The following is a 12,696-nucleotide window of genomic DNA, read 5'->3' as shown; positions in this document are numbered from 1 at the left end:
ATCCGTCACCTGTTGACATTAGCTTATAAGAAGCATAAAAACTTGATTAGCTGTCCAAAAAACATGTCTGTGCGTCCAAACTCTGTTGGTCGTGTTTAAAGGAAATAAAATGAATACCACGTTATTGACTGAAAAACTGACTAAAAAGCGCCAAGCGGTTGATGTACTGATCGAAAATAAAATTACTTTTGCCTCAGACAACGCCGAGCTGAGCATTTACGACACCTACCAAGACGCACAAAAAGTAGCACTGCATTCCAGCGAACTGCTATTTTGCGGCATGATCAGCGGTAAAAAAGTGATGCACGTTGCTGACAGTAACTACCATGAAGAGTTTTTACCCCAGCAATCATTTGTATTAGCACCCGAACAAGGGGTTTTAATCGACTTCCCAGAAGCATCAATGAAGCAACCTACCACCTGTTTGGCTATCGAAATTAGCCGCGATAAAATCAGCCAAGTAGCTGACGCGCTAAATATGCAGCAGCAAATAAGCAGCGATGATTTTTTTCATTACATTCCAAAGCTGGTGCATACCCAACACAATCAACAAACCCAACAATTACTTGAACGGATGATTGGGTTATTTAGCGAAAACGAGCAAGATCGTCATTATCTAATTGATCTATCAGTAAATGAGTTAATCACTCGATTATTACAACAACAAAGCCGCGATTTAATGCTCGCCAATTGCCAACAAACTATTGCATGCCCATTAACCGATGCCCTGCATTTTATTAAAGAACATCTTAATCAAACTTTAGATATCGATACTTTATGTAAAATAGCCTGCATGAGCCGTAGTAAATTTTACCAGCAATTCAAGCTCGCCTTTGGGCAAAGTCCGGCCATGTGGCAACAACAGCTAAGATTAAAGAAATCTCGCCAACTTCTACAATCAGGACAACAAATAAGTCAAGTTTGCTACGATCTTGGCTTTACCAACCCCAGTCACTTTAGCCGTTTGTTTAAGCAAAAATTTGGTGTTTCACCTAAACAATGCAAGCATTAATATTCATCTATTAAGAATTTTTAACTAAATTAAAAGTTTTTATTGACTCGAACGCAATTGCAGATTATTTTCCCGCTGATGTTTTTATCGGCATAACAATAGCGGCATGCATCCCCTGCACCGTCTGGCGCCAAGCCAACGCATTTTACTGTGTCGCAATTGTGCTAAACCCACCGCGAAACCTAACAGTGACTTCTGCGTGCAAAAGCAGTGACTTGGAATATCAGCCGTTGGGCTAACATTCTTTGTTTTTGTTAAGCAGTTTGAGCCAATTACTCAAATGCTTTTTATTTTGTGAATACTTAAATGCTCGAACCTTCTGCGTTAAGTCTTGTGCCGCCAGTTGTAGTGGTGGTTTTGGCGATCGTGCTACGTCGTCCTATTTTATCTTTGCTGATCGGTGCCCTTGTTGGCCTTGCTATGCTAAATCCTGTTGAAATGCTTAGCAACTTTGCTGCGGCATCATTAAAAGTAATGGTAGATGAAACAATCGGCTGGCTTATTTTAGTGTGTGGTGGCTTTGGTGCGTTAATCGCATTACTAGTGCGAACCGGTGGTGCAGCAGCATTTGGTAGTTTTGCGCTGCGTTTTTGTAAAGGCCCACGCTCATCTTTACTCATGACCTTTTTACTTGGTATCGTTATTTTTATTGATGACTACCTCAATGCGCTTACCGTGGGTGAAACCATGAAACGCATTACCGATAAATTCAAAATTAGCCGTGAGATGCTTGCTTACGTAGTTGACTCTACCGCAGCGCCAATTTGCGTATTAGTACCACTGTCTACATGGGCAGTATTTTTGGTGGCTTATTGGTTGATAACAACATCGCCGTCGAAGGCCAAGGTATTGCCGTGTATATTCAAGCAATCCCCTATATGCTGTATGCATGGTTTGCCGTGTTACTTGTGCCATTAGTGGTACTTGGTGTTATCCCTTTATTTGGGCCGATGAAAAAAGCCCAATTACAGGCAATGCAAGAACAACCGCAAGTAGATCCTGCACAGTACAACGAAGTGCAAACTGCCGATGAATACGCAGTAAAAGCCGTTGAAGAAAGCTTTGAAAGCGCAGACAGCCACGGCAAACTGTACAACTTTTTACTGCCTATTTTATTGCTCGTTGCGTTCACTGTGTATTTTGACATTGATGTATACAAAGGGTTATTAGCGACATTCGCCGTGACGCTTCCATTTTATATGCTGCAAAAGCTAATGCCATTTGCCGAAATGATTGAAAAAATGCTCGATGGTTTTAAAAGCATGTTGCCAGCAATAGGAACTGTGATCGCCGCATTTATTTTTAAAGATGTGTGCGACCAACTACTATTACCACAGTTTGTAATTGATTCCTTAAGCCCATTCATGACCGCAGGCTATTTACCTGCAGTGGTGTTTTTAGCAATGGCAATTTTGGCGTTTGCTACAGGCTCAAGCTGGGGTATTTTTGCGGTAACAATTCCTATTGTGATGCCTCTGGCAGTCGCGGTTGATGCAAATATACCGCTGGTGATTGGTGCGCTGTTATCTGCCTCATCATTTGGTAGCCAAGCATGTTTTTACTCAGATTCAACTGTCCTTGCAGCCCAAGGTTCAGGCTGTAACTTAATGAGTCACGCAATTACTCAATTGCCCTATACACTCATCGCAGCTGCCTGTGCATTTGTCGGGTTTTTAGTGATTGCTTAAGGTGCATAAATCTAAAAAAATCGATTACAGTTTCCTGTAATCGATTTTAACGTTTTGCGTTTTTATCTAAATTATTACTAAAACTTCCCAACCGATTTCACTGAATCGGTTAGCGATGCAGCATTAATGTAACCAATCATACTTGGATTTTTACCTACTAAATCAATTACCTCTGCATCATTAGTCACTTCTTTAGGAGGCGAGCCTTTACCTGTAAAAATAAGCTTTGACCAGTATGCTTTTAACTGGCTACCTGATTTTGATAAAACATTCGCATCAAACTCTTGGCGTGCTGTAGAGGCTTCCTCTTGATTCAATGGAACAGCTTGATTGCCATCAGAAAATGATTTGGCCTTGCCTAAAAAGAGCTTTGAAATCTCAGATTGATCAAAACTACTATTATTTGTAGGATGAACAACAACAACTACTTCCGCGTTTACTGAATAACAACTAAGCAATAAAAGTGGTAAAAGTATCTTTTTTAACAACATCATAGCGTATTCCTTAAAATACCAAGTCAATGCCAAGTGTGATCGACTCACTATCACCTGCAACAGCTAAATCAAATGATTTATCATTCACTTTATCAAACTGGACTTTAAAAGCCGCTGAAGAATGAAAATCCCAGCGTATTCCGACTGACGTTGTATTGTGCTGTTCACCATCATCGGCATCTTCTTTAAATTGAGAGTAAGAAACATAAGGAGTAATTGTGTCTAAACGGTAACCTAGCGTAATCATTGAAGTGTCAAGGTTGCCATTCAAATCCAACCGGTTTAACTCTGTTAATATAAATAAACTTTCAAAGTCTAAGTTAACTGCAACACCATAAAACTTACCTGTACGGCTAGTTTCACCGTCAAATAATACTCGCTCACCACTACGGTAGCGCTCATTTTTGTAAGTCATATGGGTTAATCTAACTTCGAACCACTCTTTATTTAATTGCAATACCCCACCTAACATATCACGCCAAATTTCACGTGTTGGCTCTTTGAAAAAAACTCACTAAGGAGCTTATTTTCTGTATCATCCTCTTCTCCATAATAAAGATTGCCCATTACAGACCAATCACCAATTTCACCGCTGTATAGTGCATTTACGCCGTTGTAGTTAAATATTTGCCACGTATAATTATCCGCAGGCGGACGCATCCATACATAGGCGTAACCTACATCATAAAAATCCGAATAATAAAACAGGGGCAATCGTTTTTTACCTGCTTGAACAGTCCAATTTTCATTAATCTCATATGAGAGATAAGCCCATTCAATTTTTGCATCAAAATCATTAGCGCCTCGAGCAACTAGTTGGCCTGTCACCGATAGTCCATCAGCTAAATCAGCGCTAATTTGTAGCCCAAATAAGCTCTCTGGTTTAAACGAAACATCTTCGTCGTAAGACGATACTATTGGATAATCGGCCAAAAAAGTAGGTGGTATATCGTACTGCGGGACCCCACTTCCAGATAAAACTTTACCAGCATTAATACTAGTAAACCCTGATAAGTTGATCTCGCCATAAGAAGCACCTGTAAACAGGATGCAATTTACAGTTAATAACCAATACAGCTTTTTCATCATCTGCGTTACCTTATGATATTAGTCTTTTGCAATATGCATTATTAAAGTTAGACCACAGATGAAAATTTTGCCTACTATACCTAAGCTTCCGCCCCAAATTAATTACAAAATAACAACAAAATTAAAACATCAGTGATAATCGATTTAATTAATTAGTACTAAATTATTTGGAGTTCACGACCTTTTCTACCTCTTATTGTAAAAACTTTAGACTTACTCTGAGTATAAAGTTTACAGCCTCATAAATAGTTCAAAACCAGCGAACCACGTGACTTTTACCAATTTATGCGCTGCAAATAGCATTTATTTTAATTAACCTCGACTATTACTTGTATGTGCTCCCTTAAAAAGCGGATAATTGCAGCTAAATGAAAATACACTGACAAAGTCTGGCGCAAACACCTATTGGCCTTACTTATTAGTGCGCACGAAGGTGGACCAACTCAATGGAAATTAAAGTTAATTTTCTCGATAATCTTAGATTAGAAGCTAAGTTTGACGATTTCTCAGTCATTGCGGATCAACCAATCCGTTATAAAGGCGATGGCTCTGCGCCAAGTCCGTTTGACTACTTTTTAGCATCTTCGGCTTTATGTGCTGCGTACTTTATTAAAGTGTATTGTAATGCCCGTGATATCTCGACTGACGGTATTCGTGTTGCGCAAAACAACATTGTTGACCCTGAAGATCGTTATAACCAAATCTTCCAAATCCAGGTTGAACTCCCTGAAAGTATTTCAGAAAAAGACCGCACCGGCATTTTACGCTCTATTGATCGTTGTACCGTAAAGCGTGTTATTCAAACCATACCTGAATTTAAAATTGATGCCATAGAAAGCTTAGATAACGACGCGCAAGCCATGTTAATGGCAAAATCAGAAGGCAGCGAAAACACCTTTATTTTAGGTAAAGATTTACCGCTTGAGCAAACCATTGCTGATATGACTGCGATTTTGGCTGACTTAGGCATGAAGATTGAAATTTCATCATGGCGTAATATTGTACCAAACGTCTGGTCATTGCATATTCGTGATGCTGCATCACCGATGTGTTTTACCAATGGTAAAGGCGCCAGCAAAGAAAGCGCATTATGTTCAGCCCTTGGCGAGTTTATTGAGCGTTTAAACTGTAACTTTTTTTACAATGACCAGTTCCTTGGTGAAGAAATTGCCAACAGCGAATTTGTTCATTACCCGAACGAAAAATGGTTTCAGCTCACTGATGATGACTCACTACCAGAAGGTATTTTAGACGACTATACCCTGAGCATTTACAACCCTGAAGATGAGCTGTGTGGCTCGCACCTTATCGACACTAACTCTGGTAATGTTGAGCGAGGTATTTGCTCGATTCCATATGTGCGTCACTCTGACGGCGAAACTGTGTACTTTCCATCAAACTTGATTGAAAACTTGTTTTTAAGTAACGGCATGAGTGCGGGTAATAACTTTGCCGAAGCCAAAGTACAATGTTTATCTGAGATTTTTGAACGTGCTGTTAAACGCCAAATCATCGAGCAAGAACTGGTATTGCCAGACGTACCAGAAGCGATACTTGCTAAATATCCTAGTATTGTTGCCGGTATTAAAGGCTTAGAAGAGCAAGGCTTTCCGGTTGTTGTAAAAGACGCATCTCTAGGCGGGCAATTCCCTGTCATGTGCGTAACGTTAATGAACCCGAAAACCGGTGGCGTATTTGCTTCATTTGGTGCACACCCAAGTTTTGAAGTCGCCCTTGAACGTAGCTTAACAGAGCTATTACAAGGTCGCAGCTTTGAAGGTTTAAACGACGTACCTAAACCAACATTCAACAGCATGGCAGTATCTGAACCTGAAAACTTTGTTGAACACTTTATTGATTCAACCGGTAAGATCTCATGGCGCTTTTTCAGTGCTAAACACGATTATGACTTTGTGGAATGGGATTTTTCAGGTACTAACGAAGAAGAAACTGCTAGCTTATTTGGTATTTTAAAAGCCTTAGGTAAAGAAGCTTATATTGCTGAATTTTCAGATCTTGGCATCGCATGCCGTATTTTAGTGCCTGATTATTCAGAAGTTTACCCTGTCGAAGACTTAATTTGGGATAACACCAATAAAGCCCTTAAATACCGTGAAGATATTTTAAATCTGCACAGTTTAGATGAAGACCAACTTGCCGACTTAGTTGAGCGCTTAGAAGACAGCCAGCTTGATAATTACATCGATATCATCACCTTAATTGGCGTTGAGTTTGACGAAAACACCGTGTGGGGTCAGTTAACTATTCTTGAGCTTAAGCTGCTAATTTACTTAGCATTAGGCGATTTAGAAGCGACCATGGAACTGGTTGAAACCTTCTTACAGTTTAACGATAACACTGTTGAACGCGGGTTATTCTACCAAGCAATGCACGCGACTTTAGAAGTTGCGCTAAATGATGACTTAGAAATTGAAGACTACATTCACAGCTTCACCCGCATGTTTGGCCAAAAAGTAATGGATGCAGTAGTCGGCTCTATCAATGGTGATGTGATGTTCTACGGTTTAACTCCAACCAATATGCAACTTGAAGGGTTAGATCGTCATCAGCGTTTGATCGACAGCTATAAAAAACTGCATGGGGCTCGCGCTGCAAGAGCCAAATAACTATTGTCAGCGCGAGATTTGCGTAGGCGGGAGTTTATATCGCGCTGTTGCTCTTTCTGCCGGACAATAACTTCTTAAATTTAAGCACCTAGCAATGGCAGGTGCTTTATTTTTTTATAGCGCAAAGCCAACGATATACAATGGGCTAGCTCTTTAGCTGGCACGGTTTGATTAAGCTTAAACACCAAAGCACGGTTACCTTCATAGCTAAACGTATCACCATAAAGCTCTTTGAAGGTTTCAATAAGTTTAGTTTTACAGTTAAAGTAAATACAAAATTGCTCAGCTGATTTTGGTTTGTGATCAAAACGAATGGTAGTGCCTATTTTTGAAATATAACTCGGCTCTCCCCACTTGAGTGTTTCTTCAAGTTCAGTGATACCATCCTGCACAGCTACCTGCAAAATCAGACTTCTGATCTCATGTAATACAACCGCGATATTTTCAGGGTACATCGTAAATTTTTGTTTAACACTCTGATGCATTTAACGCTCCTTAAAGAGTCGTAAAATTAGGCTATTTCGTTAACTCAAGTATTTTTACTTTGTTTATCTGTGCTGAGTAAATTTTGCCCTGCCACTTCGGTTTTTTAGCAAACCATGCTGGCTTTTCTGAATGTTTCCAGATACCCGCAATCAATTAACGGCTGGCTCATACCGATAATGGCCGGTGATCTTATAACGAAACAGTACATCCTCAAGTTGCGGCCCTGCGCCTATGTTATGCACTATCAATGGGGTTTTGTTATCTGCAGTGTATGTATCTACCACGATACCGATATGCGGCAAATTGCCCGGCAGCATCCACGTGACAATATCGCCTGCTTTATAGGTCTGAGCATTATTAGTTATGGGCAGTACTGTACCGTGGCGTTTAAAAAAAGCCTGTAAATTAGGCACGCGACGATGATCAATATTACTATCGGGTTTAGTAAGCCCCCATATTCTTGTTGATGGATAGACTGAAAAATTATCGCGCATATCTTCATGAACTAACTTTTGTAAATCGATACCCAGTGCTCGGTAGCTGCGAATAATCACATCTGTGCATACTCCAATATTGGCAGGTACATCGCCATTTGGATAGGCAATGCGTTGATAAGCGCCGTCATAGCGCACGCTTTGTGTTGTTCTATCATTTGCAGCGTTTACAAAATCATCAGCAAATGAGTTGCTGCTGTAGCTACATACTGAATACAATAACAACAAAGACCAAGTTATGTATTTCATGAAACTTCCTTTTAACGTTCAGATTAAAACTTAGTTTTTAATCTTTGAAATTGAGTGTTCACTGAACATCAGCCTTATTTCAAATTCACTTCGCTTAATTTCTTTAATAATAGATTGCCTATTCATCTCCATAAACAGCCAGAGTTTAACGGCAATTTGCATCATTAGACTACTTACAAAACACACAGCCCAAAACAGTTGCTGTGCTATCTGCTCAGCATTAAAATATTGATAGACTGATAGTATAAAAATTGCCGTGAGTATAAAAGCCAACATCGTACCTAAAACTGTCCAACTGCGCATTTTTCCGCGATATATACGTGTAAACTGTTTGAATAAACCAGAATCAGTCTCTAAAACAGACTCCAAATTGTGTTGTTCAGCCTGTAAGCTCTCTTTTATTTTCTCATCTAAATTCATCACTCTCTCCAATTATTCACTCAACCATTTTACCAGCTGTGCTCTCGCTCGGTGTAAACGTGACTTAACTGTGCCAACAGCAACATTTGTTATTAAAGCAATGTCGCTAATTGACATTTGCTCTAAATAAAACAAATAAACACTGAGCCTCTCACTATCTGGCAGGTTATTTATTAATTTTGCTAAATCAATAGATTGCTCATTAAAATGTGTAGTATCTATTGATTGTTCATGCTTATCCGGCTGAAAACTTTCTATGTACTTATCTTTACGGGTGACATCAACAAACTTGTGGTATACCACTCTAAATAGCCACGCTTTAAACACGCTTGGTTCTTTTAATTTACGAATGTCTTTTGCTACCACAGTCCACGCTTCTTGCGTTATATCCTTTGCTAAGTCTTTCTGTTTACAAAGTTTCATCGCAAATAGAAAACTAGGATTATACAAATAAGTACATAATGAGTTAAAAGCTGCCTCATCCCCTTGCTGTGCGCTAATTACAGCAAGCGTTATTTGCGTCGAATTCATGCCTCTCCTTAATATCTTTTCTACAAGACGGTTTAGCAATGTAAAAGGTTCGCTGTATTTTTATTTTTTCATAAAAAAACCCAAGCAAATCGCTTGGGCTTTGATCTTTTTCAACGCTTCAATGTGCTAAATTACTTTTGCAATTTAATGCCATTAAAGTGTGCTTGTAAGTCTGTTACCAATGTTTGTTTTGGTAAATCTGCAAACGGTTTGTCGGCAAATTTGCTACCACGAAGCTGTACGTTTAAACGCGCAGCTTGTGGGTTTAACATAGTTTGCTGGTAGTAGTCTTTAATATCTGCAAGCGTGACTTTTTCAACTTCAGCGATTAACTTATCCTTTGAATCAAAATCAAAGTTTTCACGATACCAATCGCCAATAAGTGGGCCCATTTCATCGCTAAGATTTTTAGGCTGCTGTTTAAGCGACACTAATACGGCATTTTTAAGTTGAGCAAACGTTTCTTCGCTCATGTTATCAAGCTCTACTGCATATTGCATTTTGAACTCTTCAAAACGCGCTTGCATGGTTTTTACATCTTTTACTGGGGTTTGAATAAACAAGCCAATCGCTGAGTAATCTTCAATTGGCCGTGCTAAGCCACCAACCGCGTATGCTAATTGCTCTTCAGTACGTAACTTGTCAAACGCGACGGTACTAAAGTGACCTTGTAAGACTTGCGCTTGCGCTTTTTGCTTATAGCCTGCAATCGGGTGTACGGTCATATCAATAATAGCAACATCAGCCACATCAATATCTTTTTGCAATACAATCGTTTCACCTGGTTGCGGTAACCACGCTTTACTGCGCGCAAATTCAGTGCTTTTATGCGCCGCTGGTAAAACTGCCGTTAACTCTTTAGCTATCGCTTCAACATCTGATTGGTTATAATTACCATAAGTGAACACCCGCATTTCGTTATTAGCAAAGGTATGCTGTTTAAGCTGCTCAAAATCTGCAATGGTTAATGCTTTTGCCGTATTGATCAGTGCATCGGTGTCAAAGCTGCCAGTTCGTATTAATTTAGAATACTCACCAAACGCTTGATAATAAGGGAATTGTTTTTGGGCGTTTAATAAATCACGTTGGTAACGATCAAGCGCTTGAGCAAAACCTTGCTCAGTTACTTGCACATCAATATTTGTCAGTGCTTGCGCGAGTAAAACATTTTGTTTATCGGTAAAACCACTCATTGAAAGGATAAGTCCGTTACTTGCTTCAAGGCCAACACTCATACCTGCCACGGCAGCTTCGGTACTTAGCTTGCTTTGTTGTAAGTTAAATAAGTCAGACCATACTGAATAAAGTACTTTAGCTTTGATATCCGTCAAAGCATCTGGGGTATTTAAGTAAACTTCGACCAAACCTTTCGGTTGCTCGGCAAAGTTTTGACTCGCTTGACGCCATACTTTTACGCCATTTTTATCATATACCAGCTTAGGGTGTTTTTGCTCTGCAAATTGTGCTGTTTTAATCGCAAAACTCTCTGGTAATAAACGGTTTACCGTGGGTAATGCTAAGGTAAACTGACTAGGCTTACTCCAGCTGGCAATTTCAGCATCACTGATATCTTCAATGCGGTATTTACCATCGTAAAAATGCAATTGTGAATCGGTTTCTTCTTGCTGTGAGGTATACCAAATACGTAGAGTATCAGCATTGAGTTGCGCAAGTACGTTGTTGATCGCAGCTGCATCAAACTTAGCATAATAAAAAGGCGCATTAATAACGTGGTTTAGTGGATAATCTTGCATGCTACCAGTTAAATTACTGACATAGCCAAATTCATCGCCTTTTTCTAAAAATTGAAATTCATTATTAAGTGAAGTGCGAATTTCATTAAAGTATTTACTATCTACACCTTCTTTTTTGATCAAATCAATATATTGCATTATTGTTGCAACGATCGTTTCACGGTTTTTCATGCCTTCGTCTGTTAATTGCACATTAACCGTCAGCGCACCGTAATTACCATATTGGGTTGGTGCTGCCCCGGCTGAAAGTTGTGAAACCCAGCCTTTATCACGCAAAATTTGCGCCGGGCTACCTTGCATTTCATTGCTTAATAAGTATGCTACAAAACGGTTAGGTTTAACGGCAAACTCATTGCTGTTATCGGTAATAGTAAAATCTAGTTGTAACTCTTTTACGTCTTCATTCGGCGCGTAGTGAACGCGTTTTCCACCTACGTTATCAAAATCTAGCTTTGTGGTAACAGTTGGTTTGTCGATCTTTTTATCTTCAATATCAGCGAAGTATTTTTGTGCTTTCGCTTCCATTTCCGCAAGTGGTAGATTTGAAATCATTGCTACTTTCATAATGTTAGAAGAGTAGTATTTATTATAAAAATCAACGGTTTCTTTATGTAGAGAGCTACCGTCTTTATCACCTAATGTTTCAAGATTACCGATTAAAAAACGATTAGCTGGATGATCGCCCATCATTTGTCGGGCAAGCTTAAACTGACCAAAAAAATCCATCTCGCGACGCATTGACCATTCGGCGTTTACTGCGTTTTTTTCTTTATCGGTGTATTCTGGGTAAAGCTTAGGGGATTTAAAAAAGTCAGCAAAACGATCCAATGCTTCATCGTAAGCATCGTTATTTACTTCAAACATGTAATTAGTAATATCTAACCATGTATAAGCATTGTGGGCGCCGCCGTTTTTAGTCATAAAATCAGAGTAACCCTTGGTATCTGGGTAACGATCTGTGCCTAAAAATAGCATGTGCTCTAAATAATGCGCCATTCCCTGCTGGCTGATTGGATCATGTAATAAACCAACACCCACACTCAATGATGCGGCTGATTTTTCAGCAGTTGGATCCGACACTAAAATTACTTCAATCTCATTCGCAAGTTTAAGGGTTTTATATTGACGAGTATCGTTGGGACTTATTACCAGCGTATCTGAAAGTAATGACGTTTGCTGCTGTACCGCTGTGGTGGTAGTGCCGCAGCCACTTAATACTGCTAAAGCAATAGCGCTTAAAGTAATTATTTTTTTCATATTGAGAATGTGATCCATACTTATTTGTTGTTTGAATGATCGGTAAAATTCAAAACCCTTGCAATCATTTTTCTAAATACTTTGTAACACATTGTGAATTATAAAGACAAACTGCTAGGCTTAAAGCTAGGTTATTTATCAAATGAGACTCTTAATGGAAAAATATGTATTACTCGCGATGTTTTCTCAGGTACTACTCACTTTTACGGTAATGGTAGTCATGGGCCGCCGCCGTTTTAGTGCAGCGCGTAACAAAACGATTACTATGCAAGATTTTGCCACTATGCAATTAAATAATGCGGGTGATGATGTACATATTGCCGGTAGAAACTTTATTAATCAGTTTGAAATACCAGTGCTATTTTTTGTAGCCTGTTTAGCTGCTTTACAGCTCAATGCAGCGGGTTATGTATTTATTACTTTAGCCTGGGGTTTTGTGATTTCGCGCGTCATTCACAGTATTATTCATTTAGGCAGCAATAGCGTAAAACCTCGCTATTATAGCTTTTTGCTTGGCTGTTTACTGGTTTTAACTATGTGGGTGTTATTAGTAATGCGGGTATTTGCACTCTAAAGCGTTACGTTTGCTATCGGG

General features: G+C 39.3%; 9 protein-coding genes and 2 pseudogenes. 4 read left to right on the top strand and 7 right to left on the bottom strand.

Annotated features, from left to right (window positions below):
- Positions 1-109 precede the first annotated feature (109 nt).
- Positions 110-1,012: an AraC family transcriptional regulator gene (locus P4S61_RS19995; protein ID WP_182733996.1), complete on the top strand. Its 903-nt coding sequence runs from the start codon at positions 110-112 to the stop codon at positions 1,010-1,012.
- A gap of 306 nt (positions 1,013-1,318) precedes the next feature.
- A pseudogene (locus P4S61_RS19990) lies at positions 1,319-2,700 on the top strand (Na+/H+ antiporter NhaC family protein).
- A gap of 77 nt (positions 2,701-2,777) precedes the next feature.
- Here P4S61_RS19990 and P4S61_RS19985 read toward each other — a convergent pair.
- Both P4S61_RS19985 and P4S61_RS19980 read right to left on the bottom strand, forming a co-directional pair.
- The gene (locus P4S61_RS19985; RefSeq protein ID WP_310736407.1) at positions 2,778-3,194 is read right to left on the bottom strand and encodes a phosphate ABC transporter substrate-binding protein; all 417 of its coding nucleotides are present in this window, start codon (positions 3,192-3,194) and stop codon (positions 2,778-2,780) included.
- A gap of 10 nt (positions 3,195-3,204) precedes the next feature.
- Positions 3,205-4,283: pseudogene (locus P4S61_RS19980) on the bottom strand (porin).
- A 446-nt stretch (positions 4,284-4,729) separates the two neighbouring features.
- Between P4S61_RS19980 and P4S61_RS19975 the strand changes: the two are divergent.
- Positions 4,730-6,910 carry an OsmC domain/YcaO domain-containing protein gene (locus P4S61_RS19975; protein ID WP_337119054.1) on the top strand — a complete coding sequence of 727 codons (2,181 nt, stop codon included), beginning with the start codon at positions 4,730-4,732 and terminating at the stop codon, positions 6,908-6,910.
- An 80-nt stretch (positions 6,911-6,990) separates the two neighbouring features.
- On the opposite strand, the gene P4S61_RS19970 is transcribed toward P4S61_RS19975, so the two are convergent.
- The 5 genes from P4S61_RS19970 to P4S61_RS19950 all read right to left on the bottom strand — a co-directional run bounded on the left by P4S61_RS19970 (position 6,991) and on the right by P4S61_RS19950 (position 12,101).
- A complete protein-coding gene (locus P4S61_RS19970) occupies positions 6,991-7,395 on the bottom strand; it encodes a DUF1801 domain-containing protein (protein ID WP_182777452.1) in 405 nt (134 codons plus the stop codon).
- A 150-nt stretch (positions 7,396-7,545) separates the two neighbouring features.
- A complete protein-coding gene (locus P4S61_RS19965) occupies positions 7,546-8,139 on the bottom strand; it encodes a DUF1287 domain-containing protein (RefSeq protein WP_337119053.1) in 594 nt (197 codons plus the stop codon).
- A 30-nt stretch (positions 8,140-8,169) separates the two neighbouring features.
- Entirely contained in the window at positions 8,170-8,559 is a 390-nt protein-coding gene (locus P4S61_RS19960) for a DUF6768 family protein (RefSeq protein ID WP_337119052.1), read from the bottom strand.
- Between the two features lie 12 nt (positions 8,560-8,571).
- A complete protein-coding gene (locus P4S61_RS19955) occupies positions 8,572-9,090 on the bottom strand; it encodes an RNA polymerase sigma factor (protein ID WP_182733989.1) in 519 nt (172 codons plus the stop codon).
- Between the two features lie 131 nt (positions 9,091-9,221).
- Positions 9,222-12,101, bottom strand: a complete 2,880-nt coding sequence (locus tag P4S61_RS19950; RefSeq protein ID WP_337119051.1) for an insulinase family protein — start codon at positions 12,099-12,101, stop codon at positions 9,222-9,224.
- Between the two features lie 154 nt (positions 12,102-12,255).
- Between P4S61_RS19950 and P4S61_RS19945 the strand changes: the two genes are divergently transcribed.
- On the top strand, positions 12,256-12,675 hold the full coding sequence (locus P4S61_RS19945) for an MAPEG family protein (protein WP_149979989.1): 420 nt from the start codon (positions 12,256-12,258) through the stop codon (positions 12,673-12,675).
- The last annotated feature ends 21 nt before the right edge of the window (positions 12,676-12,696 follow it).

It is taken from the genome of Pseudoalteromonas sp. B160 (genome assembly GCF_037162485.1).
Lineage (GTDB): Bacteria > Pseudomonadota > Gammaproteobacteria > Enterobacterales > Alteromonadaceae > Pseudoalteromonas > Pseudoalteromonas rhizosphaerae.
The sequence above is the reverse complement of the archived record's forward strand: the minus strand, read 5'-3'. Positions and strand labels throughout refer to the sequence as shown.

Coding starts and splice junctions, on each gene's coding strand:
- P4S61_RS19995 (WP_182733996.1), top strand. CDS start 110: ATGAATACCACGTTATTGACTGAAAAACTGACTAAAAAGCGCCAAGCG.
- P4S61_RS19985 (WP_310736407.1), bottom strand. CDS start 3,194: ATGATGTTGTTAAAAAAGATACTTTTACCACTTTTATTGCTTAGTTGT.
- P4S61_RS19975 (WP_337119054.1), top strand. CDS start 4,730: ATGGAAATTAAAGTTAATTTTCTCGATAATCTTAGATTAGAAGCTAAG.
- P4S61_RS19970 (WP_182777452.1), bottom strand. CDS start 7,395: ATGCATCAGAGTGTTAAACAAAAATTTACGATGTACCCTGAAAATATC.
- P4S61_RS19965 (WP_337119053.1), bottom strand. CDS start 8,139: ATGAAATACATAACTTGGTCTTTGTTGTTATTGTATTCAGTATGTAGC.
- P4S61_RS19960 (WP_337119052.1), bottom strand. CDS start 8,559: ATGAATTTAGATGAGAAAATAAAAGAGAGCTTACAGGCTGAACAACAC.
- P4S61_RS19955 (WP_182733989.1), bottom strand. CDS start 9,090: ATGAATTCGACGCAAATAACGCTTGCTGTAATTAGCGCACAGCAAGGG.
- P4S61_RS19950 (WP_337119051.1), bottom strand. CDS start 12,101: ATGAAAAAAATAATTACTTTAAGCGCTATTGCTTTAGCAGTATTAAGT.
- P4S61_RS19945 (WP_149979989.1), top strand. CDS start 12,256: ATGGAAAAATATGTATTACTCGCGATGTTTTCTCAGGTACTACTCACT.